We start from the raw sequence: 24,921 nt of genomic DNA, 5'->3' as shown, positions 1-24,921 counted from the left end.
CTGAGTATATCTTTCTCCTCATCCTGGAGAAAGGAAAGTGGGGTAAACTAGCGGTGTTTCAGAAAATAATCAGGAAGCCTCATGAAGGAAAATAACGCGCTTTTGCGTCTCGAGGGTGTGGGTTTTAAGACCGACGACGCAGTTATTTTACACAATATCAATCTTCAGCTTCGTGCCGGAGAATTCAAGTTGATTACCGGGCCTTCCGGCTGCGGGAAAAGTACCTTGTTGAAGATTATCGCCTCGCTGCTCAGCCCGACCTCCGGGCGCCTGTTTTTTGACGATGCCGATGTCGCGACGCTGTCGCCGGAAACCTATCGCCAGCAGGTGTCTTACTGCGCGCAGACGCCGGCGCTATTCGGTGATTCAGTCTACGACAACCTGGTTTTTCCGTGGCAGATCCGCAATAAACAACCGGATCCGCAGGCGCTGGTGGCCGACCTGCAGCGCTTTGGTCTTGGCGAAAATATGCTGGAAAAATCTATTAATGAGCTTTCAGGCGGGGAAAAACAGCGCGTATCGTTGATCCGCAATTTGCAATTTCTACCGCGCGTGCTGCTGCTGGACGAAATTACCAGCGCGCTGGATGAAAGTAATAAACAGAATGTAAATGACATTATTCATGGCTACGCGACGGAAAAACAGGTCGCTGTTCTGTGGGTCACCCACGATCGCAACGAAATTTCGCATGCCGATGAAGTAATTACGCTGCAGCCTGCCGGCGGAAACATGCAGGAGGTACAGCATGAACGGGCATAACATTACCAACGAATCGCTGGCGCTGTCGATGGTGCTGGTGCTGATCGCTATTCTGGTCAGCTATCGGGAAAAGCTGGCGCTGGAAAAAGATATTATCTGGAGCATTTGCCGGGCGATCGTGCAGTTGGTTATCGTCGGCTATGTGCTGAAATATATTTTTAACGTCAATCATGCGGTTCTGACGCTGTTGATGGTGCTGTTTATCTGCTTTAACGCGGCGTGGAATGCGAAGAAGCGCAGTAAATATATCGATAAAGCGTTTGTCTCGTCGTTTATCGCCATCACCACCGGCGCCGGACTAACGTTGGCGGTACTGGTGTTTTCTGGCTCGATCGCCTTCGTGCCGATGCAGGTGATCCCGATTGCCGGGATGGTGGCCGGGAACGCCATGGTGGCGGTGGGGCTGTGCTACAACAATATGGGCCAGCGCTTCAGCAGTGAGCAGCAGCAGATCCAGGAGAAACTGAGCCTCGGCGCGACGCCGAAGATGGCTGCGGCGCGGCTGATTCGCGAGAGCATTCGCGCGTCATTGATTCCCACCGTCGATTCAGCAAAAACGGTCGGGCTGGTGAGTTTGCCGGGGATGATGTCGGGGCTTATTTTTGCCGGTATTGATCCGGTGAAGGCGATTAAGTACCAGATTATGGTGACCTTTATGCTGCTGTCGACCGCCAGCCTGTCGACGATTATCGCCGGTTATCTGACCTATCGGAAATTCTTCAATGCCCGCCATCAGCTGGTGGTGACGCAGCTGAAAAAGCACCCGTAAACTATCCCGGGTTACGGCGTTCACGCCTTACCCGGGCGGCGCAGGCCAGGTTCTGCATATCTCCTGTAGCCCGGATAAGCGCAGCGCTATCCGGGTAAGGGCAACAGATTAGTACAGCAGCGAATACAGCTGACGACGGTATTTGGCGGCCAGCGCATCGCCGGTACCGAGGGCGGCGAGGATCTCCTGCAGCATCTTGCGCGCCTGGCCGTCGCCGGCGCCTAAATCCTTCTGCAGATGGCTGAACAGCAGCGCCAGCGCTTCTTCATTACGCCCGACCTGATGCAGCTGCAGCGCCAGCTGGGAGGCCAACTGCGCATCGTCCGGATTTTGTTCCACCTGCTGCTGCAGCTGCTGGATTTCTGGCGTGTCGGCGGCCTGTTTGAGCAGCTCAATCTGCGCCACCAGACCCTGATAGTGAGTATCCTGATCCTGCAGCGGGATGGTTTTCAGCACGCTTTCCGCTTCATCGGAACGGTGCAGAGCAATCAGCGTTTCCGCCAGCAGCAGACCAATCTGGCTCTCCTGATTCGACAGCTGCCAGGCTTCCTTCAGCAGCGGTAATGCCTCGGCGTATTTTTCTTCCTGCATCAGGGCCAGCGCCTGCTGGGCTTTTAACTCCTCTTCGCGCGGCAGGACTTTATCCAGCAGGGCGCGAATCGCTTCTTCCGGCTGCGGGCCTTCAAAACCGTCCACCGGCTGGCCGTTCTGGAACAGATACACCGTAGGGATGGCGCGCAGACCAAACTGTGAAGCGAGCATTTGCTCGGCGTCGCAATCGACCTTCGCCAGCGTGAACTGGCCGTTATACTGGGCGGCCAGGCGCTCGAGTACCGGGGTCAGCTGTTCGCAGTGCTGGCTGCGGGCAGACCAGAAATAAAACAGCACCGGGGCATTCATTGACTGCTGTAGCGTCTGCTGTAGGTTCGCTTCGCTAATATTGATAATATTCTGTTCGGACATGGGCATTTCTCGTTAGTCGATTTCTGTTTTACATGGGGGCGGCATTCCGCGCTTCAACTCAGCCGTGGATAATTTTGTCCATCGCACGAGCTGGCAGCAGACGTTTAAGCAGCGCCACCGCGTGGGTGACCAGGGTGACCGGATAGCGCAGTTTTGGCTTATCGCTGGTAAAAGCGTGGCGCACTTTTTCCACCACCGCCTCCGGCCCGAGGGTAAAGCGGGCGGCGATACCCGGGTTTTCTACGGGCTTGTCGCTTTGCGTCTGGTTGACGTTATCGGTAAAGCGGGTGCGGATCGGGCCCGGTTCAATCAGGCTGACCTGAATACCGCTGTGGCGCAGCTCCATGCGCAGCGCGTCGGACCACGCCTCGAGGGCATATTTACTGGCGGCATAGGCTCCGCGGCCGGGACTGGCGATAAGCCCCATCACCGAGGAGGTCATCACGATGCGCCCTTCGCCGTGCGGCGTCATCGCCGGCAGCAGCAGCATGGTGAGCTGATGCGCGCCGAAAAAGTTAGCGGAAAATTGCTGTTCCATCTGCTGGCGGCTGATGGTGTTCAGCGGGCCATAGACGCCATACCCGGCGTTATTGAACAGGCCGTAGAGACGATTATCGGTCAGCGCAATCACCTCCGCTGCCGCGCGCTCCACGCTCTGCGGGTCATCCAGATCGAGCAAAATACCGGTTAGCCCCAGCTCCTGCATCCGCGCGACATCCTCTGCTTTGCGGCAGGCCGCCAGCACGCGAAAGCCCTGGCGGGTTAAATCCAGCGCGCTTTCCAGACCAATTCCGCTGGAACAGCCTGTCACTAAAACCGTTTTTTGCATAACTTTACCTGTCAGCGACCCCTGGCGTTCAGGAGTCATGATTAACTAAGGGAGCCAGCCGCTTCGCCATCCAGTCGGCGATAAACGGCTGCGCGTCGCGATTTGGGTGAATGCCGTCGTCCTGCATCCATTGCGGCTTGAGATAGACCTCCTCCATAAAAAAGGGCAGGAGAGGAATAGCGAACTCTTTGGCCAGGGCCGGGTAAATCGCGCCGAAGGCTTCATTATAGCGGCGGCCATAGTTCGCCGGCAGGTGAATTTGCATCAGCAGCGGCTCGGCGTTGGCCGCTTTGATATCTTTAATAATGGTGCGCAGCGTCTGCTCGGTCTGCTGCGGCGGAAAACCGCGCAGTCCGTCATTGCCGCCGAGCTCAACCAGCACCCAGCGCGGCTGGTGCTGCTTAAGCAGCGCTGGCAGGCGAGCCAACCCCTGCTGCGAGGTATCGCCGCTGATGCTGGCGTTCACCACCGGCGTTTTCGCCTGCCACTGCTCATTGAGCAGCGCAGGCCAGGCGGAGTTGGCCGCCATCCGATAGCCAGCGCTCAGGCTGTCGCCGAGGATCAGCAGCGTGTCTGCCGCCATCGCGCGGCAGGTAAACAGGAACAACAACAGGAAAGGCACATGCCAGCGGAAAACATACTTGAAGTTCATCATCTTAAGAAGTCCGTCGGTCAGGGAGAGCATCAGCTCTCCATCCTTACCGGAGTTGAGCTGGTTGTCAAACCGCGGCAGACCATCGCCTTGATCGGCGAGTCAGGTTCCGGTAAATCGACCCTGCTGGCGATCCTCGCAGGCCTGGACGATGGCAGCAGCGGGGAAGTATCGATGCTGGGCAAACCGCTGCACCGGATGGATGAAGAGGCGCGGGCGGCGCTGCGGGCGCAGCACGTCGGTTTTGTATTTCAGTCCTTTATGCTGATCCCGACGCTCAACGCCCTGGAGAACGTCGAGCTGCCGGCGCTGCTGCGCGGCACCAGCGATAGCCAGAGCCGGGGCGATGCCCGCGCGCTACTTGAGCAACTGGGGCTTGGCAAACGCCTGCACCATCTGCCAGCGCAGCTCTCCGGCGGTGAACAGCAGCGGGTGGCGCTGGCCCGGGCCTTTAACGGGCGTCCGGCCATTCTGTTTGCCGATGAGCCCACCGGCAACCTCGATCGTCAGACCGGGGACAAAATTGCCGATCTGCTGTTCTCGCTTAATCGCGAACACGGCACCACTCTGATCCTGGTGACCCACGATCCGCTGTTGGCGGCGCGCTGCGATCGCCGTCTGCGCCTGGTGGATGGTCAGCTACGGGAGGAAGCATGATCGCTCGCTGGTTCTGGCGCGAATGGCGCTCGCCGTCACTGCTGATCGTTTGGCTGGCGTTAAGCCTCGCCGTGGCCTGTGTGCTGGCCCTGGGGTCGATAAGCGATCGGATGGAGAAAGGCCTCAGCCAGCAAAGCCGTGAGTTTATGGCCGGCGACCGTACGCTGCGCAGTTCGCGCGAGGTACCCGCCGAGTGGATCGCACAAGCGCGGAAATCAGGGCTGACCGTCGGCGAGCAACTAAGCTTCGCCACCATGACGTTCGCCGGGGATACGCCGCAGCTGGCGGACGTTAAGGCGGTGGACGACCGCTATCCGCTGTATGGCACTCTCGAGACGCAGCCTCCGGGGCTGAAGCCCCAGGCGGGCAGCGTGCTGCTGGCGCCAAGGCTGATGGCGCTCCTGAACCTGAAAACCGGCGATACGATTGACGTTGGCGATGCCACGCTGCGCATTGCCGGGGAAGTGCTTCAGGAGCCGGATGCAGGGTTTAACCCCTTCCAGATGGCGCCGCGGCTGATGATGAATATGGCCGACGTGGCAAAAACCGGGGCCGTGCAGCCCGGCAGTCGCGTCGCATGGCGCTATAAGTTCGCCGGTAACGCGCAACAGCTGGCGGATTATGAACAATGGCTGCTGCCGAAGCTCGGCCCGGAGCATCGCTGGATTGGTCTTGAACAGGACGACAGCGCGCTGGGTAAATCCCTTGAGCGCTCGCAGCAATTCCTGTTGTTATCCGCGCTGTTGACGCTGCTGCTGGCCGTCGCCGCAGTGGCGGTAGCGATGAGCCACTACTGCCGCAGCCGCTACGATCTGGTCGCCATTCTCAAGACGCTGGGCGCTGGAAGGTCGCAGCTGCGCAAGCTTATCGTCGGCCAGTGGCTGCTGCTGTTGACGCTGTCGGTGATAACCGGCGGGGTGGCGGGCCTGGCGCTGGAGCGTCTGCTGCTGCTGGTGCTCAAACCGGTGCTGCCAGCCGCGCTACCCGCTGCCAGCGGTTGGCCGTGGCTGTGGGCTATCGGGGCGACAGGCGTGATATCCCTGCTGGTGGGCCTGCGGCCGTATCGATTGCTGCTGGCGACCCTGCCGCTGCGGGTGCTGCGCCAGGATGTGGTGGCTAACGTCTGGCCGCTGAAAATCTGGATCCCGGCGGTTAGCGTCGTGGTGGTGGGCCTGCTGGCCTGGCTAATGGGCGGCAGCCCGCTGCTGTGGTCGGTGCTGGCCGGGGCGGTGGTGCTGGCGCTGCTGTGCGGCCTGGTGGGCTGGGGAGTGTTGTGGCTGCTTAAACGCCTGACGCTGAAAGCTTTGCCGCTGCGCCTGGCGGTAAACCGCCTGCTGCGCCAGCCGTGGTCAACTCTCAGCCAGCTGGCGGCGTTTTCCCTGTCGTTTATGCTGCTGGCGCTGTTACTGGTACTGCGCGGCGATCTGCTTGACCGCTGGCAACAACAGCTTCCCCCGGAAAGCCCGAACTACTTTCTGATCAATATCGCCCCTGAGCAGATAATGCCGGTGAAGACTTTCCTCGCCGAACACCAGACCCGGGCGGCGGAATTTTATCCGATCGTCCGGGCTCGTCTGACGCAGATCAACGGCCAGTCCACGGACGGGAACAAAGATGAAGCGCTGAATCGCGAGCTTAATCTCACCTGGAGTGAGCAGCGTCCGGATCATAATCCGCTGATGGCCGGCAGTTGGCCGCCGAAGCCGGGCGAGGTGTCGATTGAAGAGGGGCTGGCGCAGCGGCTCGGGGTGAAGATTGGCGATACGGTGACTTTTACCGGCGATACCCAGGACTTCAGCGCGAAGGTCAGCAGCGTGCGCAAAGTTGACTGGGAGAGTCTGCGGCCAAACTTCTTCTTTATTTTCCCCGCCGGGGCGCTGGACGGGCAGCCGCAGAGCTGGCTCACCAGCTTCCGCTGGGATAACGGTCCTGCGATGCTGACCCAACTGAACCGCGAATTTCCCACTGTCAGCCTGCTGGATATCGGCGCCATTCTGCGCCAGGTCGGCCAGGTGCTCTCCCAGGTCAGTCGGGCGCTGGAGGTAATGGTGGGGCTGGTGACGGCCTGCGGTGTGCTGCTGTTGCTGGCGCAGGTGCAGGTCGGAATGCGCCAGCGTTATCAGGAGCTGGTGGTCTGGCGCACGCTGGGCGCGGGTAAATCGCTGCTGCGCGCCACGCTGTGGGCGGAGTTTGCTCTGCTGGGGCTGGTCTCCGGTCTGGTGGCGGCGATAGGCGCTGAAGTGGCGCTGGCGATGCTGCAGACTAAAGTGTTTGATTTCCCCTGGGCGCCAGACTGGCGTTTATGGACGATGCTACCGCTGACGGGGGCGGTATTATTATCGCTGTGTGGCGGCGGGCTGGGATTGCGTCTGTTAAAGGGCAGAGCATTATTCCGCCAGTTTAGCCAGTGAAATTATTGCATTTTGATGATGCGCCGCCATTTTTGGCGGCGCTTTTATTTTAAGCGCACAAAATGATAATTCATTGATTTTTAAGCGCACAAAACATTAAAAAACCGCCAACACGCCATCAAATTTCGCAGGTAATATGCCCTTGCAAATATAAGGTTGCTTATTACTCAAGGAAAAAGCATGGCACATAAAATAAAAGCGCTGGCGGTCTCGATCGGCGCAACACTGGCACTCGCTTCATTTGCTTCTCACGCCGAAATCACGCTGTTGAAACAAGACCCGCAGGCGGGGGACCCGTTAAGTCGCCTAAACTTTACCGTTGGCGGCAGTATTCGTCCGCAGTTCAATATGATGACCGGCGATGGCGATAAAGGTTCCTACAAACGTAACGGTTTCGACGGCGGCACCCGTTTCCGCTTCGCAGCAGATTACTATCTGTTTGATGACATTAGCTGGATAAGCTACTACGAACTGGGCGTGAATATTCCGGCGCTGTTCGACTGGGATAATCACTATGCGGAAGGCGCGAATAATACCAGCCGTCGTATGCTGTATACCGGCCTGAAGAGCGATACCTGGGGGACATTAACCTACGGTAAGCAGAACAGCATTTATTACGATGTGGTCGGCGCGAAAACCGATATCTGGGACTACGATATGATTGCCCAGGCACCGGGCAACGGGATTAACGGCGATTATGATGGTTCTTATCGTTCGCGCGCGATGCTGAAATATAAGAAAACCGTCGGCGATGTTGATCTCTACGGTTCTTACCTGTTCGAAGACAGTGAATACCTGCCGGGTAATGGCCTGCGCTATAAGCGTAAAGGCGGCGGCTCGATTGGTGCGGATTACCACATCATGAAGGATCTGACCTGGGGTACCGCGTGGAACTACACTCGCGCCGAAATGCGCGACCCGTCAAGCGCCGACAGCAAAACCTATGACCAGAATATCGTGGGTACCGCGCTGAGCTGGACGCCGGATAACTGGACCTTCTCCTTCGGCGGCGGCTGGTATCAGAACTTCCTCACCACCAAGAAAACCGATGTGCATAATTACTTTGCCGGTGATGCCTGGGGGATTGAATATTTTGCGGGCTATAAATTCCCGATCAACCAATACGCTGTTAAATCTATTCAGCCGTACTTTATGGGCGACCGCCTGGAATACGTGAATGGCCGCAACTACCAGCGTATCGATAACGGTCTGGGGATTAGCTTCCAGCTGGATTACGGCTTCCGCGTTGACTATGAACACGTGTTTACCTCCAGCACCGACAACCTGGGCGATATGAACCTGGTGCGTCTGCGCTACGACTTCTAAGCGGTCACAACTCCCCGGTCGCGCTGCGCTTACCGGGGCTACAAATCGCGTCGACCATTGGCCCGGCTAAGGCGTTTACGCCGCAAGCCGGGACAATAGAGCATGCGATTACTGCGCCAGCCAGGCGGCAACCTCCTGCCAGCTACCGCGAAACAGGATTTTGCCGGCTTTTTTCCCTAGCTGATAGCGATACATCGGGTCGTAGTATTCTTCCAGCAGCGGCACCAGCCAGGCGAAGTGCGCCTCGGTGCTGGCGGTGCGCTGCTGCACCACCAGCGCCTCATCGAGGCGTTCAGTCAACTGGGCAAAACGCTGCAACCCCAGGCGGCGGCGAATAGCAAACAGGCCGTGATGCAGATACTCGCCATATGCCTGCCAGCCTTTCTCTTCGCCATACGCGGCGATAAAGTCACGATACATGCGATCGAAGTACTCTTCGCGCAGCCGTTCTAGGCGAACGTCAAACGGATCTTCCACCACCGCCAGCGGCGATTGCGCCATGCGGATGCGCAGGCACTCCGGCAGATGGTTGGCGCCGATCATATGGCCTTCATCTTCCAGCACCCAGCGGGTCTGCTGTGCGGCTTTTTTAAGCAGGCTGACCGCCAGGTGGTTTTCAAAGGTGGCCTGCGGATGCTGATCCTGCAGGGTTCGACCGAATGAAGAACCGCGGTGATGGGCAAGCCCTTCCAGGTCGATACCGTCCGGGCGCGAGCAGACCAGTTGAGTTTTGCCATTACCGGTGCAGCCGCCAATCAGCACGATCGGACGCTGCACCAGTTCGTCGGTGGCCTGGATCGCCGTCTGGCGTAGCGCTTTATAGCCGCCGACGATCAGGGGGTAATCCACGCCAGCTTCTTTCAGCCACTGCTGGACGATATGCGATCGCTGGCCGCCGCGGGCGCAGCACAGGTAACCGTGCGGGTAACGGGCACATGCTTCCAGCCACGCCTGAGTACGGCTGGCGCGCAGGTCACCCTGGACCAGCTTATGGCCGAGCGCCAGCGCCGCTTCCGGCCCCTGACGCTTGTAGCAGGTGCCGACCGCGGCGCGTTCTTCATCATTCATCAGCGGCAGGTTGATCGCCGCCGGCATCGCGCTTTGGCTAAACTCCACCGGGGCGCGTACGTCAATCAGTGGCGTATCGCTGGCGAGAATGGCGCGATAATCCGTCCCATCGGTCATGGGGTATCCTCTGAGGTCAAAACAGAAATGGGCTTTACAGCAAGGGGGGAATTGTACGCGCCTCAAGGTGTGCCGGGGAAGGGGATAGATCAAATCCCCGGCACGAAGAGCTTAGCTGAGCTGCGATTGCGCCCAGAACAGGCCGCTGGTGTATTCCGGCGGCAGCAGCGGCTTGATCGCTTCCAGCGTGGCGCTCAGGCGATCGGTATCGCTGTCGGTGAGGTTCAGGTGGCCGACTTTACGACCCGGGCGTACCTCTTTATCGTACCAGTGCAGGTGCACCAGCGGCAGCTTCAGCCAGTCGTAGTTAAGATCGGTGCCGATCAGGTTGATCATCACCGACGGGCTGTTGACCACCGGCGGCGGCAGCGGCAGACCGGTAATCGCCCGCAGATGTAGTTCAAACTGGCTGATGGAGGCGCCATTTTGCGTCCAGTGGCCGCTGTTATGCACGCGCGGCGCCAGTTCGTTGATCAGCAGCCCCTCGGCGGTAACGAAGCACTCCATCGCCATCACGCCGACATAGTTCAGCTCGTTCATGATCGCCGTCAGCATGCTTTCCGCCTGTTCCTGCTGGCGGGCATTGGCCTGCGGGAAGGCGACGCTGGCGCGCAATATACCGTCCTGATGCAGATTGCGGGTCAGCGGGTAGAAGACGGTGCTACCGTCATGAGCGCGGGCACCCACCAGCGATACCTCGCCGGAGAAGTTAATTCCCTGCTCGACGATGCACTCGCCGTAGTTATCGGCCGGTAGCTGATCGATCTCGTTTTCCCGCAGACGCCACTGGCCGCGGCCGTCGTAGCCGCCGACGCGACGCTTAACGATCGCCAGCTCGCCGAGACGGGCAAACACCGCCGGCCACTCGCTTTTATCCGCCAGCAGCTGCCATGGGGCAGTGGCCAGACCAAGCTTATCGAACAGCTGCTTTTGCGTCAGGCGGTCGGCGATAATCGGGAAGACATCGCGGTTGACGAACGCCGGGTGGCGGGCCAGCTCGCGGGTGAGGGCGGTTTCCGGCCAGCGTTCAATTTCTGCCGTGATGACGCTCTGCTGGAACGGCACCGCTTCCGGGTCGGCTTCCAGGCCGACCGGCCAAACGGCGATGCCCAGCGGCTCGCCGGCCTGGCGCAGCATACGGCCTAACTGGCCGTTACCGAGCACGCATACCTGTTTCATGCCGCACCCCGCGGGTCCGGGTTATCCAGCACTTCATCGGTTTGCGCCTGACGCCAGGCGCTCAGGCGCTGGTGCAGTTCAGCATCGTGCTGGGCAAGGATCTGCGCGGCGAGCAGGCCTGCGTTTGCGGCCCCGGCTTTGCCGATAGCCAGGGTACCGACCGGAATGCCGCGCGGCATCTGTACAATGGAGTAGAGGCTGTCGACACCGCTTAAGGCCGCGCTCTGTACCGGTACGCCGAGCACCGGCACCAGGGTTTTCGCCGCAATCATGCCCGGCAGATGCGCCGCGCCGCCTGCCCCTGCAATAATCACCTGATAACCGTGGCTTTCGGCGCTTTCAGCGAAGTTGAAGAGCTTATCGGGCGTGCGGTGGGCAGAGACCACTTCGACATGATACGGAACGTTCAGGGCATCAAGGATTTCTGCGGTAAATTGCATGGTAGCCCAGTCGCTTTTGGACCCCATCACGATGGCGATACGCGCCGAATTATTGCGGGAAGACATGCGTCTTAAAACTCCTGTGGGTGTGTTTCACACTGCTTTAGAGGCCACAGAGAATAGCATGAACTGCCGGTAAGGAAAACGGTTGCGTGCGCATGGTTAGCCGTCTTTTGTCTCGCCCGGCGGTGATGGCGAGCGCTGGTTATTAGCCTTTATCTCCCTCATGATACAGGTGATAAGCAGCACTAACCCCCACGGGAGCATCAGGGTGCCCATAAGCAGTAAATAGATTTGTACCAGCCGGCTATCGTGGGGGCGGGTGCAGAGCAAATAAATGGCATAAAAATACATAGCCCACGCCAGCAGCGCACACCAGACAAATGTCAGCGTGTTGCCAATAGCGACGCCGACTAAGGCGATATAACTTACCCCTAATGGATTGAGGATCGCGATGATCATTCCCCACATCAGCGGCTGACTCCACTTTTTCCTGCTCATGCTCGTTCCTTGAGAGTGACGTTGTGGAAGACTAGCATGCAGGGCGGGGGGAAGTCGCATCTTCGCCCAGGTGAGGGACGATTTCGGAATTGTGCTTGCGGGGGAACTAAAACGGAAAGTGGATGAGTTCGACGTCGTCCGGCGTTACCTTGACCATCGAACCTTCGCTGTGCCAGGCGCCAAGTACCACACGCCATGCGGGTTGGCCGTTAGCCTGCAGTTCATGGACCGCCGGGCGATGGGTATGGCCGTGGATCAGCCACTGCACGTGATGCCGCTCCATCGCGTCAACTACCGCCTGTGGATTTACATCCATAATTTCCATTGATTTACTGCTGTTGGCGGCTTTGCTGTCGGCGCGCATGCGGGCGGCGATGCGGCGGCGGATAAACAGCGGCAGGGCGAGGAACAGACGCTGGATCCACGGGGTGTGGACTTTGGCGCGAAACGCCAGATAGCCTTGGTCATCGGTGCACAGCGTGTCGCCATGCATGATCAAGACTTCACGGCCATAGAGGTCCAGTCGCTCTTCTTCGGCGAGCAGGATCATCCCGCTCTGGCGGGCAAAGCGCTGGCCGACAAGAAAATCGCGGTTGCCATGGATGAAGTAGCACGGCACGCCGGCGTCGACGACGGCTTTGATTGCCGTAGCGATTTGGTGATGCAACGGGTTCGGATCGTCATCGCCGATCCACGCCTCAAACAGATCGCCAAGGATATACAGGGCGTCCGCCTGGCGGGCTTCGCCCTGTAAAAAACGCAGAAAACCGGCGGTGATCGCCGGTTCTTCTGTTTGCAGGTGCAAATCTGCAATAAAAAGTGTCGCCACGAATTACTCGCTGACGGTGACGCTTTTGATGATCACATCATCTTTCGGCACATCCTGATGCATGCCGCTGCGGCCGGTGGCAACCGCTTTGATTTTGTCAACCACGTCCATGCCTTCAACCACTTCCGCAAACACGCAGTAGCCCCAGCCCTGCAGGCTTTCGCCGGAGAAGTTCAGGAAGTCGTTGTCAACCACGTTGATGAAGAACTGCGCGGTGGCAGAGTGCGGCGCCTGAGTACGGGCCATTGCCAGCGTGCCGCGGGTGTTTTTCAGACCGTTGTTTGCTTCGTTCTGAATCGGAGATTTGGTCGCTTTTTGTTTCATGCCAGGTTCAAAACCGCCGCCCTGAATCATGAAGCCGTTGATAACACGGTGGAAAATGGTGTTGTCGTAGAAACCTTCGCGGCAGTAGTCCAGGAAGTTTTTAACTGTTTCCGGCGCTTTGTCGTCAAACGTTTTGATTACGATATCGCCATGATTGGTGTGGAAAGTAACCATTTTTGCATCCTGTTCCGATGAGTGTGGTGCCAGCACCCGGTGTCGGGTGAGATATAGGGGGGTGTTATAGCATAACCGCGGGGGTCGATGCACCTTGCAATGTGTGCTGCGTCCGGTCTGAATTATGGGTATTATAGAGACTTCATTACCCACACACGTCTACACGGAATCTTCGATGTTAAAAATTTTTAATACACTGACGCGCCAGAAAGAGGAATTTAAACCTATCCATGCCGGGGAAGTCGGCATGTACGTGTGTGGTATTACCGTTTACGATCTCTGTCATATCGGCCATGGGCGTACCTTCGTCTCCTTTGACGTTGTGGCGCGCTATCTGCGTTTTCTCGGATATAAGCTGAAGTACGTGCGCAATATCACCGATATTGACGACAAAATCATTAAGCGCGCTAATGAAAACGGCGAAAGCTTTGTCGCGCTGGTCGATCGCATGATTGCCGAAATGCACAAAGATTTTGACGCGCTGAATATTCTGCGTCCCGACAGCGAGCCGCGCGCAACGCACCATATTGCGGAGATCATTGAGATCACCGAGCAGCTGATCGCCAAAGGCCATGCTTACGTGGCAGATAACGGCGACGTGATGTTCGACGTGCCGACGGACCCGAACTACGGTTTGCTGTCGCGTCAGGATCTCGATCAACTGCAGGCGGGGGCGCGCGTCGACGTGGTTGACGTCAAGCGTAACCCGATGGACTTCGTCCTGTGGAAGATGTCGAAAGAGGGCGAGCCGAGCTGGCCGTCGCCGTGGGGCGCGGGCCGTCCGGGCTGGCATATCGAGTGCTCGGCGATGAACTGCAAGCAGCTTGGCAACCACTTCGATATTCACGGCGGCGGTTCGGATCTGATGTTCCCGCACCATGAAAACGAAATCGCCCAGTCCACCTGCGCCCACGACGGCGAGTACGTCAACTACTGGATGCACTCCGGCATGGTGATGGTTGACCGCGAGAAGATGTCGAAATCGCTGGGTAATTTCTTTACCGTCCGCGACGTGCTGAAGTATTACGATGCGGAGACGATTCGCTACTTCCTGATGTCCGGCCACTATCGCAGCCAGCTGAACTACAGCGAAGAGAACCTCAAGCAGGCGCGTTCGGCGCTGGAGCGTCTGTACACCGCGCTGCGCGGGACGGACAAATCCGTCGACGCGGCGGGCGGCGAAGCCTTCGAAGCACGCTTTATCGAGGCGATGGACGACGACTTCAACACCCCGGAAGCCTATTCGGTGCTGTTCGATATGGCGCGTGAAGTAAATCGCCTGAAAACCGAGGACGCGGCCGCGGCGAACGCCATGGCGGCCCACCTGCGTAAGCTTGCTGCGGTGCTGGGTCTGCTAGAGCAGGAGCCGGAGGCGTTCCTGCAGAGCGGCGCGCAGGTTGACGACGCGGAAGTGGCGGAGATCGAATCGCTCATCCAGCAGCGTCTGGACGCACGCAAAGCGAAAGACTGGGCGGCGGCGGATGCGGCGCGCGACCGTCTCAACGAGATGGGCATTGTGCTGGAAGATGGCCCGCAGGGGACCACCTGGCGCCGGAAGTAAGCCATAAAAAAACGCCCGCAAAAGCGGGCGTTTTTCTTTTCGTTGTCAGGCCGTGACGGTCACGCTCTGGCCTTCAAAGCTCACCGTCTGACCGGCGACGATTTTGCAGCGTTTGCGGGTTTCCACCGCGCCGTCAACTTTCACCAGACCATCGGCGATAGCGATTTTCGCCTGGGCGCCGCTTTCGCTCCAGCCTTCCAGCTTCAGCAGATCGCATAGCTCAACGTGCGGGTGTTTTCCTAAGGAAAATGTTGCCATCTCAGGCCTCCTCAACGTCGTGATACTCTTCGCACGCCTGCAGCGTGTTCTGAATCAGGGTGGCGACGGTCATCGGACCAACGCCGCCGGGAACCGGGGTGATGTAGGATGCGCGTTCGGCGGCATCTTCATACACCACGTCGCCGACCACTTTGCCACTTTCCAGACGGTTAATGCCGACATCGACCACAATCGCCCCTTCTTTGATCCACTCGCCAGGAATAAAGCCCGGTTTACCCACCGCGACGATCAGCAGGTCGGCGTTTTCGACGTGATGGCGCAGGTTTTTGGTAAAACGGTGGGTGACGGTGGTGGTGCAGCCGGCCAGCAGCAGCTCCATGCTCATCGGGCGGCCAACGATATTGGACGCGCCAATCACTACCGCATTCAGACCGTAGGTGTCGATATTGTAGCGTTCCAGCAGGGTCACGATACCGCGCGGGGTGCACGGACGCAGGCGCGGCGCCCGCTGGCACAGGCGGCCAACGTTGTAAGGATGGAAGCCGTCGACGTCTTTATCCGGCGCGATGCGCTCGAGCACTTTGACGTTGTCGATCCCTGCGGGGAGGGGCAGCTGAACCAGAATACCGTCGATGGTCTTATCGGCATTCAGAGTGTCGATAAGCTCCAGCAGCTCGGCTTCGCTGGTGGTTTCCGGGAGATCGTAAGAGCGGGAGACGAAGCCCACTTCTTCACATGCTTTGCGCTTGCTGCCGACATAAATCTGCGAGGCCGGGTTGCTGCCGACCAGCACGACGGCCAGCCCAGGGGCGCGTTTTCCGGCCGCAACGCGAGCCTTCACTTTTTCCGCAACCTCAGAGCGTACCTGCTGCGCAATCGTTTTACCGTCAATAATTTTTGCTGCCATCAGAGAGAGGATTCCATCTGTATCTTTACGAAAGGGGGATGGGGATATTTTGTCAGAAGCGGGCCTCGCTGTCAGTCCTCGTTTACTGATTTATCCTGTCTGCGGTGAATTTAACCAGTTTTTGTCCCTGCTTTTTGCATGGCTATTGGCGCGTGACGCCTGCCCACTAAGATGAATGACTCGCCAGGAAGCCCTGACGGTATGCTTCTTATACAGTTGGTGAGGGATATTTCACCAGCGGCGAATAAGCCCCGCAGTTTCCTGGCAAAATGGATTGACTCAACGGACGTGGACCGTATAATTCCACGCGTTTCACTCCGCGAAGCTCCCGCTTCTCAGGGCGCCCTTAGCTCAGCTGGATAGAGCAACGGCCTTCTAAGCCGTAGGTCACAGGTTCGAATCCTGTAGGGCGTGCCATACTCACTTCTCTTAGCGTCCTCTGAAGTCTACTCAACCCAGTATATACGCGACATTTTCAAATATTCCATTATCTCAATGACTTCTATGATTCATTGAAATCCACATTCATGTGGAGGGAGATTCCTGTTCAATGAAAGGATATTGTAGTGGCACAGTAAATTTGGCCACCTGATTAAAGGTGATATTCTCACCTCAACACAAAACAGGTGACTTAATGAACAAGAAAACTAAGCGTACTTTCACCCCCGAGTTCAGGCTGGAATGTGCACAGCTGATTGTTGATAAGGGCTACTCCTATCGACAAGCCAGTGAAGCGATGAATGTCGGTTCTACCACGCTTGAGAGCTGGGTACGCCAGCTCAGGCGAGAGCGCCAGGGGATTACGCCCTCTGCCACACCTATTACTCCAGACCAGCAACGTATCCGCGAGCTGGAAAAGCAGGTTCGTCGCCTGGAGGAGCAGAATACGATATTAAAAAAGGCTACCGCGCTCTTGATGTCCGACTCACTGAACGGTTCACGATAGTTGCCAGACTGAGTGACAGCCACACGGTCGTCAGCCTGTGTTCTGCTCTGGGAATACACCGCAGCAGTTACCGATACTGGCGAAAACGACGCGATACGGTTAATCCGGCGCGAGTCAGGCTGTGCAGCGAAATACGCCGGGCGTGGAATCAGAGCCGGGGCTCAGCAGGGGCGCGCACTCTGGCTGACATGCTGACCCAGAACGGCGTCCCGATGAGCCGTTACCGTGCGGGGCGTCTGATGAAATATCTGAACCTGAGCAGTTGCCAGCCCGGAAAACATCAGTACAAAAATGCCCGTCAGGAGCATACCTGCCTGCCGAATCTGCTTGAGCGCCAGTTCGCTGTGCCCGAGCCAGATCGGGTATGGTGCGGAGATATTACGTATATCCAGGCAGGAAATCGCTGGTGCTATCTGGCGATCGTTATGGATCTTTTTGCCCGCAGGGTTATCGGCTGGAGTCTGTCAGCGCATGCCAATACCGCACTGATAAGCAACGCTCTGCGGATGGCTTATGAGACGCGTGGTCAACCGCATGATGTCATGTTCCATAGCGATCAGGGAAGCCAGTATACCGGTCTGAAATATCAACAACTTCTCTGGCGTTACAGAATAAAACAAAGCGTCAGTCGGCGGGGAAACTGCTGGGACAATAGTCCCATGGAACGCTTCTTCCGCAGTCTGAAAACAGAATGGGTACCGGTGAATGGTTACGCAGGCAAGGACGAAGCCCGACAGCAAATTAATGGTTACATATTGAACTACTACAACAGCGTCAGACCTCACCATTATAACGGTGGGTTGACTCCGGAAGAGTCTGAGAACAGATACCATTTTTACTGTAAAACCGTGGCCAATATTACTTGACCACTACATATACCCCAGGTGAAGCTCGCAGCCCGCCAGGTCGATATATCATAACTAAGGACAAACCCTATAAACTGTCTGATGGCGGTGGCCTTTAGCACCGTTTGATGCGCGTGAGCTGGAATGCATGATTGTCAGTCAACGACACGTAACAGCAGGGGCACTTCATTACCCGCATCATGTTTTCAGACCGATAATCAGCGAGCGCTAAGCATGGCGGCTGTGGTAGGATACAGTTGCTGTCAGGAGCCCTCCTCAAAAATATTAAGGCTTGGGTAATATATGAATACTCGTTCGTTATATTGAAGGAACAGGAGCCTGATTTCACATGTCAGATATTGAACTTGAAAGATTTAAGGCAATGCTTCGTGATGAGTCTATTGATGACCTGCTAACCGCGCTTGCGTACAAGATTCCTTTGTACAGATTAGACCCATTAATCATCAGGGGGCGAACAGAGCACATCACAAATGCGGAATTAATCGAGTCGTTTGACCGATTATATCAGGCCGGAATTTTGATGACTGGTGAGAATGGTCAAGTAGTGAAGGGGCCTAAATGGGTTGAACCAGAGTTCGTGAAAATGGAGAAATACTTTCCGCATCCGCGGTAATAGCAACATCCAGATTACCCGAAAATAGGTTCATGGGCACGACGTAACCGACTAACTCGAACACCTTTGCAGCTATGTACTTTTATCCTCTAGTTTCCGATATCAACCCTGGATAGCACTCAGGGGTTTATTAAATGGTAACTCATCAGCAAAGATGTGCATGCTGTCGATGACTCGGCATTCATTGAGTTGGCGCCTGGCGGAGCGTTAAACGGATTCATCAGTAGTTGATCGCCTGGTCTACCTATTGCAAGACAACGTTTAGCCTCGCCCTGCTTTTTGCAGTGATACTTACACTATCGCTGGCTTCTGAAGGGCGTCGGACATAACGCAAATTATGCATGGTTCGTTACTCTGAACTATTCATAATAGTCGCGCATTACGTTGAATATCCGCAGGCTATATACCTGGTAGACTCCTCACTGGAGCGGGGCCCGTACTTACATTTTGCGGGCAGGGTAATACACCTTAAATATTTGAAGGGATAGGATACTTCAGCTCGATTTGCGGCGCATCGCTTAGCCGCCGGCCAGATTTTGCCATCAGGTATCCGGCGATTTCTTCAGGCGTCAAATCGACATGAAGCATGTCTTTATCCTGAAACCATTCATTAGGCCAGTAGATGAGGTCGGATGGATTGGCATCAAAGTTTTTCTCAAGCAGTCCCAGCGCGTAGCTTTGTTCAGATTCCTTACCTTCGGCCTGACACACAAACTGGATGATCTGAATCAGCTCATCCCAGGATAAATCCGCCACGTATTTTTCTTGATTAAACGCCATCCGGGTGAAGTCTTTTGCACTGGTCCATGAAGAGAAATCCCGGAAATCAGAGAATGCATACGGGTTAATAACCTGGCTATTCCAGTCATTTATCAACATTTTCAACCCGGCATCTTCTTCCTTAGCCCCGTTATCAATTTGCGCCAGTATCTCTTCGGCCATATCCGCTAGCTGTTTCAGTTTCTGGCGGTTTACTTTGGCTGGTTGCAGACGTTCGGGTAATGGCATCGGGTTATTCCTTGTAAAATTGAGCGCATCAGTGACAAGCTATGCTCCCATCCTGGTCAAACATTTATCCAAAGTCTATATACAATCAATCCCTCTTCTGACAACGAGCGTCAAACGGTATAAATATCAGCAGTGGGTCCCGATCGTTACCCGCCATCCGGAAAAAATCTACTTTTCAAGATGAAAAGTGGCTTCGCAAACCCTATCTGTTAGCCGGCTTTCCCTGTGCAGGAGGCCGCTTGCGGCCTGTTTCAGAGTACACCCAGTTGTACCGTTCCCCGCCAAATAACCGCAATCTGATAACAAAAAGTTTAATTTTTTTCCCCGCCGCGCTGACTATAGTTAGGGCAACTTCACTTGCCCAATAAGGTCACGATTATGAAATTAGTTATCGCATCCGTTATATCCCTGCTCAGCTTCAGCGCGCTGGCGGCGCCAGAGGGGACGCTCAGCGTACACATTCTTAATCAGCAAACCGGGCTCCCTTCGCCAGGGGTGCAGATTGAGCTGGATAAGCAGCAGGGGGAGAGCTGGCAGCATATCGCTACCGGTAAAACGGATGCCGATGGGCGGATTAAATCGCTCTATCCGCAGGCGGAAAATATGGAGCCGGGGGTTTATAAAGTGACGTTTAAAACCGGTGACTATTTTAAAAGCCAAAATATGAATACGTTCTTCCCGGTGATTCCGGTTATTTTCAACGTCACAAAGCAAAATCAAAAACTGCATATCCCGCTGCTGCTCAGTCAGTACGGATACTCTACCTACCGCGGCAGCTGATGACGCAAGCAGCTATCCAGCTAACGCCTGCGCGGCTTCCGCAGGCGTCACACTTTCCCCACACAACGACACCCACGTCTAACGCTCGGTCTCTTTCTCTCTAAAGTGTTTAACGGCTTCGTCGTACATTGCCAGCAGGCTGGAAAGATCGCCCTCATATTGCGGCACGCGCTGGGCGCGGACGAGCTCAATTATCAGCGCATAGGCTGCTTCTTCCGGAGCCGCCTGCGGATTAATAAGTCCAGACATATTACCTCCTTAGTGATGGGCTTTTAGCCTACCCCCCGGCAGGTATTCGGCAAAGCCTGATATGCAACCAGTACACCATCCGCAGCAGAGGTGAAACCTGAGACCGGAAGACTGCGAGGGGAGAAAGTGAAGGGCAAGGCGGATAGCGCTGGGCCTACATCGGCAGCAGGCTCATCATCAGCCAGGCGATGGCGATGCAGATGAGGGTCATCGATAGCACAAAATTCATGGTAGCTCCTCTTCATCCTTTCTTTACTCAACGTAAATTTTGACAGTGATAATCACCATTATCCTTGGCGATTTGTGCCGCTATCTGGCGGTATGGCGGGGTAAGCTGGTGTTTGCTCGTTGGTTTTTCCGCTAATGGGAGCAAAATATCCTCTTTATCCGCCTTATAGTGATGACATCAATGAATAAGCTGCATCACATTGGTTATGTTGGTCTTTCCGCCTGAAGAATGACTTCAGGTTGCTGATGAGTTTGCTGGGGGAACTGACAGGATGAGCACCACACCGTTAACGCTTTCTATTGCCGGGCAACAAACGCCCATCACCCTGCCGCAGGTGCCGGGAACCCGGGGCCCGGTAGGGGTCGACATACGCGGGCTGAATCAGTCCGGGCTCTGCAGTTATGACCCCGGCTTCGCCAACACCGCCGGATGCCAGTCGGCGATCTCGTGGATCGATACGGAAAACAGCGTGCTGTTGCACCGCGGCTATCCCGTCGATCAGCTGGCTCGCCAGTGCGATTTTCTCGAAGTGGCCTACATCATGCTGAACGGTGACGCGCCGGATGAGGCCAGCTATCAAACCTTTCGCGAGACCATCACCCGCCATACTCTGGTCCATGAGCAGATAGCCCGTATGTGCAGCGGATTTCGTCGCGACTCGCACCCGATGGCGCTGATGTGCGCCCTGGTGGGGGCGCTGGCGGCGTTTTATCATGATGTCCTGGACGTGGAAAATCCGGAACACCGCGCGCTGGCCGCCACCCGGCTGCTGTCGAAAATGCCCACCATCGCCGCCATGAGCTACAAGTATACGATTGAGCAACCCGCCGCATATCCGCGCAACGATCTCTCTTATGCCGGCAATTTCCTGCAGATGCTGTTTGCTATCCCGGCCGAGAAGTACGTCCTCAATCCGGTCATCGAGCAGGCAATGAACCAGATCCTGGTGCTGCATGCCGATCACGGGCAGTGTGCCTCGACCACCACGGTACGTGCGGCGGGCTCCTCCGGGGCGAATTTATTCGCCTGCATCGCCGCCGGGCTGGCGTCGCTGTGGGGGCCGATGCACGGCGGAGCCAATGAATCGAGCATGCGAATGCTGGAGGAGATTGAAAGCGTCGATCAGGTTCCGGCGTTTCTGCGCCAGGCGAAGCGCGATCCGCAGACATTTCGTCGGCTGGGCTTTGGCAACTCGCGCTACCGTCATCGCGATCCGCGTGCCGGGATCCTGCGTGAAACCAGCCATCGGGTTCTGGCGGAGGTAGGCATGTCCGACCGCCTGCTGCAGGTGGCGATGGCCCTTGAGGACGTGGCGCTGACCGACCCCTATTTTGTGGACAATGGCCTGTCGCCAAGCGTGGATTTCTATACCGCGGTGATCCTTAAAGCGATGAATCTGCCTTCGTCGATGTTTGCGGTGGTCACGGCGGTCGGTCGGACGGTCGGTTGGGTGGCGCACTGGAACGAGATGCACCAGGCGCCGCTGACCCTCTACCGTCCGCGGCAAATCTACGTTGGTGAAGACTATCGGGATTACGTCTCCCGACGCGGCGAGCAGCCTGCTGGCCCGCAGTGAAGGCGGGCGAGGCGAACGCCAGCGCGACCTTTGTGGTGACTTATAACTGATCTGCCTGACGGCGCGGCGCCGTCAGGCGTGCGCCAGTAAAGGAAACATCAACTTCCTGTCTTTAAACAGGTTTTCCTTCTGGTCATAGACGAAGAGGATGTCTTCTCCCTCAATCTTCTCATACTCGCCGAGCCGGTCTTCATTGGGGGTGAAACCAAGGATGGCCTGGTAAACATGGTCATCGGCCAGTTCGTTGACCAGCGTCGACAGGCTCTTGCCCTCGTCGCAGAAGAGGTCAAAGCAGATCAGCACCGGACCGTTTTGCATGGCGATAACCACCGCCTCATTTTTTGCCGAGTAATAGACGAAATGCTTCATAAAGGCTGAGCAGTAAAACATCAGCAGGCCAAAGTTATGCTCCACCCGCAGGGGGGAGAACGGGTTGGATTTTTCATAGTAATACCGGAGCAGGGCGACATCATCTGCGCTGTCCATATTCAGTTTGCGAAAATCACCGGCGCGCGGGGAGACCGGCATAATATATTGATGCTCTTCGCTGCGGGTGAAGCCAAATTTGGGATAAAAATCCACCGTGGTGGGATTGGCGAATAAAAAGAAGGCGTCCGCCTCCTGCTGCCAGTCCTGCAGGATATGATGGATAAGCTGGCCGGCTAATCCCTTATTACGATGATCCGGTTCGGTCATCACCGTGCCAATCTGAATATAACGCCGGGGCTCCCCCTGCCAGCGCAGGTCGATGATGTTGGCCGAGGCGTTAGCGATAACTTTATTGCGTTCGACAAAGGCGTAGGGGATATAGGCGTCGGTCCAGTAACCTTGCTGATACCACTCCTCAAAAGACAGATCAAAAGTCTTAACGGCAAGGTCAATGAAGCTTTTTCTTAATGTGTTATTTTCTCTGACTTGCTTCACTAATTGATAATTCATTGTCATAGTTCCTTCTCACTATGGCTTCTGAAAGCGACGACGTCGGCAAAGGCACTTGCGTCGAATGAGCGCTGTAAACGTAGCATATCTGGGGAAAGGATCCGCAATGTCGATGCTTAACCTTCGCCCCAGTCACAAATAACCGCATGCTGGCCTTGTCAGACCGGGCTGAACGCCCTGTTTGCGTTCGCTGTCGCCATAAAAAAGCGTGAACAAAAGGGAGAGGAATGAAGGAAGGCGGAAAATGAACTGGCGATTTTATCGGCAGTCGAGCGCGTTGTAGAGGTCCGGTTTATTTATTTATGCATTAAACAGGAAATTTTACGCGTTGCGTCTAATAATAGAGTAGTCCCCAGCGTAAGGGCTGAATTTATCCTGGAATCGGCTTATAATAACGCGCTTTGTGACTGAGTATTACCGCACGAATTGGAAAAATACTACATGCAGGATCCGCTACTTTATTTCGCGGTTTTTGCTCAGCTATTATTGAGTGAATTAACAGGATTATTATGTCAAATTTACCCAAATTTTCCCGCGCGCTGTTGCACCCGCGTTACTGGCTGTTGTGGCTGGGAATTGGCTTTTTATGGCTGCTGGTGCAATTACCGTATCCGGTGATCTATCGCCTGGGTACTCGGCTTGGGCGGCTGGCAATGCGGGTGATGAAAAGCCGCGCGCGGATTGCCAGACGTAATCTCGAACTCTGTTTTCCCGCGATGAGCGCCGCCGACCGCGAGGCGCTGCTGGTGAAAAACTTTGAATCGCTGGGCATGGGGCTGATGGAGACCGGCATGGCCTGGTTCTGGCCGACGCACCGGGTGGCGCGCTGGACCGAGACCAGCGGCGTTAACGAGGTGGTGGAGCTTCTGGAGGAAAAGCAGGGCATCTTGCTGATCGGTATCCATTTTCTGACTCTCGAAATGGGGGCCCGGATGTATGGCATGTTTACTCCAGGCATTGGCGTCTACCGGCCCAACGATAACCCCCTAATTGACTGGCTGCAGACCTGGGGACGTTTGCGCTCTAACAAGACCATGCTGGATCGAAAAAATCTGAAAGGGATGGTCAGGGCGCTAAAAGAGGGGGAGATCCTCTGGTACGCGCCGGATCATGACTACGGTCCGGCCAGCAGCGTCTTTGCGCCGTTGTTTGCCGTTGAGCAGGCGGCGACCACCACCGGCACCTGGATGTTGGCGAAAATGTCCGGGGCGACGATTGTGCCGTTTGTACCGCGGCGCAAGCCCAACGGCATGGGGTATGAATTGATCTCCTTGACCCCGGAGCGCACCCCGCCGCTGGCGAGCGCTGAGGTTACGGCGGCCTGGATGAACCAGATAATTGAAAAATGCATCCTGATGGCGCCCGAGCAATATATGTGGCTGCATCGGCGCTTTAAGACCCGCCCGGAAGGGGTTCCACCGCGTTACTGAACGCCTCGATCAAAAAATAAGCGCATCGGTAGCACGCTCAGTAAATCGCCGTCTATACTGAAAGAGCCTGACTGAAGGCTAATTCCAAGGAGATTGCAGGATGAAAAAAGTGATAGTCGCGTTAGCCCTTTCCGCCGTTGCGTTTGGCGCCTCCGCCGCGCAGTTGATCACCAAAGAAGAAGTGAAACACTTCAAACTGACCAAGGTCGGGCCGATCTCGGTGGGGCCGTCCGGCGGCGAATTCTCTTCGCCTTCCGATCTGCACGATCAGCTCTCCAAGCTGGCCGATGAGAAAGGCGGAAAGTACTACGTGATCACCGCTGCGCGTGAGCATGGCCCAAACTTTGAAGCCACAGCGGAAGTGTATAAATAACCTTTTTTAAAGCGTGCCGTAGCGGCGCGCGACACAATGAGCCTGGAGCGCGTTAAGCCTCCAGGCTTCTTTTTTTCCTGCGATCGGGATTGTCATCGGCAATGGCAACAGCGAAAACGTGTTTTTATCGCTATAGATAAATTTCATGATCACGATGTTAATGAAATATTGCTTTTTTCGTCATTAAAAAGCGGATTCCGACCTAATGCCTGAGGGAGTGACCCCTG

At 56.2% G+C, this 24,921-nt stretch carries 27 protein-coding genes, 1 tRNA gene and 1 pseudogene; 14 read left to right on the top strand and 15 right to left on the bottom strand.

All coding sequences use genetic code 11. The features are described from left to right. The first annotated feature begins 81 nt into the window (after positions 1-81). Together fetA and fetB are read left to right on the top strand one after the other, a co-directional pair. Positions 82-759 (top strand): iron efflux ABC transporter ATP-binding subunit FetA, encoded by a 678-nt coding sequence (gene fetA, locus LGL98_RS18995; protein ID WP_136033393.1) that lies wholly within the window; start codon positions 82-84, stop codon positions 757-759. Further along, a complete protein-coding gene (gene fetB, locus LGL98_RS18990) occupies positions 746-1,528 on the top strand; it encodes an iron efflux ABC transporter permease subunit FetB (RefSeq protein ID WP_065808268.1) in 783 nt (260 codons plus the stop codon). The genes fetA and fetB overlap by 14 nt, the downstream gene beginning before the upstream one ends. Positions 1,529-1,636: 108 nt before the next feature. Here the strand turns inward: fetB and LGL98_RS18985 are convergent, their stop codons facing one another. The 3 genes from LGL98_RS18985 to tesA are packed head-to-tail and all read right to left on the bottom strand — an operon-like array spanning position 1,637 to position 3,972. Further along, positions 1,637-2,491 (bottom strand): co-chaperone YbbN, encoded by an 855-nt coding sequence (locus LGL98_RS18985; protein WP_136033390.1) that lies wholly within the window; start codon positions 2,489-2,491, stop codon positions 1,637-1,639. A gap of 58 nt (positions 2,492-2,549) precedes the next feature. Then, a complete protein-coding gene (locus LGL98_RS18980) occupies positions 2,550-3,359 on the bottom strand; it encodes an SDR family oxidoreductase (protein ID WP_009484702.1) in 810 nt (269 codons plus the stop codon). Then, entirely contained in the window at positions 3,349-3,972 is a 624-nt protein-coding gene (tesA, locus tag LGL98_RS18975) for a multifunctional acyl-CoA thioesterase I/protease I/lysophospholipase L1 (RefSeq protein ID WP_029503605.1), read from the bottom strand. Before tesA ends, LGL98_RS18980 begins: the two co-directional genes overlap by 11 nt. Here tesA and ybbA point away from each other — a divergent pair. Further along, entirely contained in the window at positions 3,943-4,629 is a 687-nt protein-coding gene (ybbA, locus tag LGL98_RS18970; protein ID WP_009484704.1) for a putative ABC transporter ATP-binding protein YbbA, read from the top strand. The two genes, tesA and ybbA, sit on opposite strands and share 30 nt — an antisense overlap. Then, complete coding sequence (gene ybbP, locus LGL98_RS18965) at positions 4,626-7,040, top strand: putative ABC transporter permease subunit YbbP (RefSeq protein ID WP_136033388.1); 2,415 nt, start codon at positions 4,626-4,628, stop codon at positions 7,038-7,040. The genes ybbA and ybbP overlap by 4 nt, the downstream gene beginning before the upstream one ends. Here ybbP and LGL98_RS18960 read toward each other — a convergent pair. After that, entirely contained in the window at positions 7,017-7,130 is a 114-nt protein-coding gene (locus LGL98_RS18960; RefSeq protein ID WP_042929758.1) for a hypothetical protein, read from the bottom strand. The two genes, ybbP and LGL98_RS18960, sit on opposite strands and share 24 nt — an antisense overlap. 90 nt (positions 7,131-7,220) lie before the next feature. Here LGL98_RS18960 and LGL98_RS18955 point away from each other — a divergent pair, with 90 nt between their 5' ends. After that, the gene (locus LGL98_RS18955) at positions 7,221-8,366 is read left to right on the top strand and encodes a porin (protein WP_025714049.1); all 1,146 of its coding nucleotides are present in this window, start codon (positions 7,221-7,223) and stop codon (positions 8,364-8,366) included. A gap of 108 nt (positions 8,367-8,474) precedes the next feature. On the opposite strand, the gene mnmH is transcribed toward LGL98_RS18955, so the two are convergent. The 6 genes from mnmH to ppiB form a co-directional block, all read right to left on the bottom strand. Further along, positions 8,475-9,551 (bottom strand): tRNA 2-selenouridine(34) synthase MnmH, encoded by a 1,077-nt coding sequence (gene mnmH, locus LGL98_RS18950; protein WP_136033386.1) that lies wholly within the window; start codon positions 9,549-9,551, stop codon positions 8,475-8,477. A 111-nt stretch (positions 9,552-9,662) separates the two neighbouring features. Next, complete coding sequence (gene purK / locus LGL98_RS18945; RefSeq protein WP_004143002.1) at positions 9,663-10,730, bottom strand: 5-(carboxyamino)imidazole ribonucleotide synthase; 1,068 nt, start codon at positions 10,728-10,730, stop codon at positions 9,663-9,665. Then, complete coding sequence (purE, locus tag LGL98_RS18940; RefSeq protein WP_136033384.1) at positions 10,727-11,236, bottom strand: 5-(carboxyamino)imidazole ribonucleotide mutase; 510 nt, start codon at positions 11,234-11,236, stop codon at positions 10,727-10,729. Before purE ends, purK begins: the two co-directional genes overlap by 4 nt. A gap of 96 nt (positions 11,237-11,332) precedes the next feature. Next, on the bottom strand, positions 11,333-11,671 hold the full coding sequence (locus tag LGL98_RS18935; RefSeq protein ID WP_136033382.1) for a hypothetical protein: 339 nt from the start codon (positions 11,669-11,671) through the stop codon (positions 11,333-11,335). Between the two features lie 106 nt (positions 11,672-11,777). After that, positions 11,778-12,500, bottom strand: a complete 723-nt coding sequence (gene lpxH / locus LGL98_RS18930; protein WP_136033381.1) for a UDP-2,3-diacylglucosamine diphosphatase — start codon at positions 12,498-12,500, stop codon at positions 11,778-11,780. A 3-nt stretch (positions 12,501-12,503) separates the two neighbouring features. Continuing rightward, positions 12,504-12,998, bottom strand: a complete 495-nt coding sequence (ppiB, locus tag LGL98_RS18925; RefSeq protein ID WP_004151319.1) for a peptidylprolyl isomerase B — start codon at positions 12,996-12,998, stop codon at positions 12,504-12,506. 175 nt (positions 12,999-13,173) lie between these two features. Between ppiB and cysS the strand changes: the two genes are divergently transcribed. Beyond that, positions 13,174-14,559 (top strand): cysteine--tRNA ligase, encoded by a 1,386-nt coding sequence (cysS, locus tag LGL98_RS18920; protein ID WP_004143010.1) that lies wholly within the window; start codon positions 13,174-13,176, stop codon positions 14,557-14,559. Between the two features lie 45 nt (positions 14,560-14,604). On the opposite strand, the gene ybcJ is transcribed toward cysS, so the two are convergent. Together ybcJ and folD are read right to left on the bottom strand one after the other, a co-directional pair. After that, positions 14,605-14,817, bottom strand: coding sequence for a ribosome-associated protein YbcJ (ybcJ, locus tag LGL98_RS18915; RefSeq protein ID WP_004143016.1), 213 nt, complete (start codon positions 14,815-14,817; stop codon positions 14,605-14,607). A 1-nt stretch (position 14,818) separates the two neighbouring features. Continuing rightward, complete coding sequence (gene folD / locus LGL98_RS18910; RefSeq protein ID WP_004143017.1) at positions 14,819-15,685, bottom strand: bifunctional methylenetetrahydrofolate dehydrogenase/methenyltetrahydrofolate cyclohydrolase FolD; 867 nt, start codon at positions 15,683-15,685, stop codon at positions 14,819-14,821. Positions 15,686-16,025: 340 nt separating this feature from the next. On the opposite strand from folD, the gene LGL98_RS18905 reads away from it, so the two are divergent. The 3 genes from LGL98_RS18905 to LGL98_RS18895 all read left to right on the top strand — a co-directional run bounded on the left by LGL98_RS18905 (position 16,026) and on the right by LGL98_RS18895 (position 18,110). Further along, a tRNA-Arg gene (locus LGL98_RS18905) sits at positions 16,026-16,102 on the top strand. Positions 16,103-16,283: 181 nt separating this feature from the next. Next, positions 16,284-17,497 (top strand): IS3 family transposase gene (locus LGL98_RS18900; protein ID WP_136033379.1). Its coding sequence is split into 2 segments (ribosomal slippage): positions 16,284-16,578 and positions 16,578-17,497, totalling 1,215 coding nucleotides; the frame shifts between segments, so codons are not numbered across the junction. Positions 17,498-17,825: 328 nt separating this feature from the next. Beyond that, positions 17,826-18,110 carry a hypothetical protein gene (locus LGL98_RS18895; protein WP_004183235.1) on the top strand — a complete coding sequence of 95 codons (285 nt, stop codon included), beginning with the start codon at positions 17,826-17,828 and terminating at the stop codon, positions 18,108-18,110. A gap of 468 nt (positions 18,111-18,578) precedes the next feature. Here the strand turns inward: LGL98_RS18895 and LGL98_RS18890 are convergent, their stop codons facing one another. Continuing rightward, positions 18,579-19,118, bottom strand: a complete 540-nt coding sequence (locus LGL98_RS18890; RefSeq protein WP_004183237.1) for a hypothetical protein — start codon at positions 19,116-19,118, stop codon at positions 18,579-18,581. Between the two features lie 378 nt (positions 19,119-19,496). Here LGL98_RS18890 and uraH point away from each other — a divergent pair, with 378 nt between their 5' ends. Further along, positions 19,497-19,898, top strand: a complete 402-nt coding sequence (gene uraH / locus LGL98_RS18885) for a hydroxyisourate hydrolase (RefSeq protein ID WP_002892366.1) — start codon at positions 19,497-19,499, stop codon at positions 19,896-19,898. 78 nt (positions 19,899-19,976) lie between these two features. Here uraH and LGL98_RS18880 read toward each other — a convergent pair whose 3' ends face one another. After that, positions 19,977-20,147: an ATP-NAD kinase gene (locus tag LGL98_RS18880; protein WP_136033377.1), complete on the bottom strand. Its 171-nt coding sequence runs from the start codon at positions 20,145-20,147 to the stop codon at positions 19,977-19,979. 367 nt (positions 20,148-20,514) lie between these two features. On the opposite strand from LGL98_RS18880, the pseudogene LGL98_RS26350 reads away from it, so the two are divergent. Together LGL98_RS26350 and LGL98_RS18870 are read left to right on the top strand one after the other, a co-directional pair. Further along, positions 20,515-20,601 (top strand): annotated as a pseudogene (locus tag LGL98_RS26350) (hypothetical protein); the annotation flags it as partial. 46 nt (positions 20,602-20,647) lie between these two features. Then, positions 20,648-21,952 carry a citrate synthase gene (locus LGL98_RS18870; protein ID WP_136033374.1) on the top strand — a complete coding sequence of 435 codons (1,305 nt, stop codon included), beginning with the start codon at positions 20,648-20,650 and terminating at the stop codon, positions 21,950-21,952. A 72-nt stretch (positions 21,953-22,024) separates the two neighbouring features. On the opposite strand, the gene LGL98_RS18865 is transcribed toward LGL98_RS18870, so the two are convergent. Then, the gene (locus tag LGL98_RS18865) at positions 22,025-22,891 is read right to left on the bottom strand and encodes a GNAT family N-acetyltransferase (protein WP_136033372.1); all 867 of its coding nucleotides are present in this window, start codon (positions 22,889-22,891) and stop codon (positions 22,025-22,027) included. A gap of 509 nt (positions 22,892-23,400) precedes the next feature. Here LGL98_RS18865 and LGL98_RS18860 point away from each other — a divergent pair. After that, the gene (locus LGL98_RS18860) at positions 23,401-24,321 is read left to right on the top strand and encodes a Kdo(2)-lipid IV(A) acyltransferase (RefSeq protein WP_136033370.1); all 921 of its coding nucleotides are present in this window, start codon (positions 23,401-23,403) and stop codon (positions 24,319-24,321) included. A gap of 100 nt (positions 24,322-24,421) precedes the next feature. Then, positions 24,422-24,694, top strand: a complete 273-nt coding sequence (locus LGL98_RS18855) for a YdgH/BhsA/McbA family protein (RefSeq protein WP_002892402.1) — start codon at positions 24,422-24,424, stop codon at positions 24,692-24,694. The last annotated feature ends 227 nt before the right edge of the window (positions 24,695-24,921 follow it).

This window comes from Klebsiella africana, assembly GCF_020526085.1.
In the GTDB taxonomy this organism is placed as follows: Bacteria; Pseudomonadota; Gammaproteobacteria; order Enterobacterales; family Enterobacteriaceae; genus Klebsiella; species Klebsiella africana.
The sequence above is the reverse complement of the archived record's forward strand: the minus strand, read 5'-3'. Positions and strand labels throughout refer to the sequence as shown.

Excerpts from the sequence above, each read along its gene's own strand:
- LGL98_RS18890 (WP_004183237.1), bottom strand. The coding sequence starts at position 19,118 with ATGCCATTACCCGAACGTCTGCAACCAGCCAAAGTAAACCGCCAGAAA.
- fetB (WP_065808268.1), top strand. The coding sequence starts at position 746 with ATGAACGGGCATAACATTACCAACGAATCGCTGGCGCTGTCGATGGTG.
- tesA (WP_029503605.1), bottom strand. The coding sequence starts at position 3,972 with ATGAACTTCAAGTATGTTTTCCGCTGGCATGTGCCTTTCCTGTTGTTG.
- LGL98_RS18980 (WP_009484702.1), bottom strand. The coding sequence starts at position 3,359 with ATGACTCCTGAACGCCAGGGGTCGCTGACAGGTAAAGTTATGCAAAAA.
- purE (WP_136033384.1), bottom strand. The coding sequence starts at position 11,236 with ATGTCTTCCCGCAATAATTCGGCGCGTATCGCCATCGTGATGGGGTCC.
- LGL98_RS18985 (WP_136033390.1), bottom strand. The coding sequence starts at position 2,491 with ATGTCCGAACAGAATATTATCAATATTAGCGAAGCGAACCTACAGCAG.
- ppiB (WP_004151319.1), bottom strand. The coding sequence starts at position 12,998 with ATGGTTACTTTCCACACCAATCATGGCGATATCGTAATCAAAACGTTT.
- fetA (WP_136033393.1), top strand. The coding sequence starts at position 82 with ATGAAGGAAAATAACGCGCTTTTGCGTCTCGAGGGTGTGGGTTTTAAG.
- cysS (WP_004143010.1), top strand. The coding sequence starts at position 13,174 with ATGTTAAAAATTTTTAATACACTGACGCGCCAGAAAGAGGAATTTAAA.
- uraH (WP_002892366.1), top strand. The coding sequence starts at position 19,497 with ATGAAATTAGTTATCGCATCCGTTATATCCCTGCTCAGCTTCAGCGCG.
- folD (WP_004143017.1), bottom strand. The coding sequence starts at position 15,685 with ATGGCAGCAAAAATTATTGACGGTAAAACGATTGCGCAGCAGGTACGC.
- ybbA (WP_009484704.1), top strand. The coding sequence starts at position 3,943 with ATGCCAGCGGAAAACATACTTGAAGTTCATCATCTTAAGAAGTCCGTC.
- LGL98_RS18880 (WP_136033377.1), bottom strand. The coding sequence starts at position 20,147 with ATGTCTGGACTTATTAATCCGCAGGCGGCTCCGGAAGAAGCAGCCTAT.
- ybbP (WP_136033388.1), top strand. The coding sequence starts at position 4,626 with ATGATCGCTCGCTGGTTCTGGCGCGAATGGCGCTCGCCGTCACTGCTG.
- LGL98_RS18860 (WP_136033370.1), top strand. The coding sequence starts at position 23,401 with ATGTCAAATTTACCCAAATTTTCCCGCGCGCTGTTGCACCCGCGTTAC.
- ybcJ (WP_004143016.1), bottom strand. The coding sequence starts at position 14,817 with ATGGCAACATTTTCCTTAGGAAAACACCCGCACGTTGAGCTATGCGAT.
- LGL98_RS18935 (WP_136033382.1), bottom strand. The coding sequence starts at position 11,671 with ATGAGCAGGAAAAAGTGGAGTCAGCCGCTGATGTGGGGAATGATCATC.
- LGL98_RS18895 (WP_004183235.1), top strand. The coding sequence starts at position 17,826 with ATGTCAGATATTGAACTTGAAAGATTTAAGGCAATGCTTCGTGATGAG.
- mnmH (WP_136033386.1), bottom strand. The coding sequence starts at position 9,551 with ATGACCGATGGGACGGATTATCGCGCCATTCTCGCCAGCGATACGCCA.
- LGL98_RS18855 (WP_002892402.1), top strand. The coding sequence starts at position 24,422 with ATGAAAAAAGTGATAGTCGCGTTAGCCCTTTCCGCCGTTGCGTTTGGC.
- LGL98_RS18955 (WP_025714049.1), top strand. The coding sequence starts at position 7,221 with ATGGCACATAAAATAAAAGCGCTGGCGGTCTCGATCGGCGCAACACTG.
- purK (WP_004143002.1), bottom strand. The coding sequence starts at position 10,730 with ATGAAACAGGTATGCGTGCTCGGTAACGGCCAGTTAGGCCGTATGCTG.
- LGL98_RS18870 (WP_136033374.1), top strand. The coding sequence starts at position 20,648 with ATGAGCACCACACCGTTAACGCTTTCTATTGCCGGGCAACAAACGCCC.
- LGL98_RS18865 (WP_136033372.1), bottom strand. The coding sequence starts at position 22,891 with ATGAATTATCAATTAGTGAAGCAAGTCAGAGAAAATAACACATTAAGA.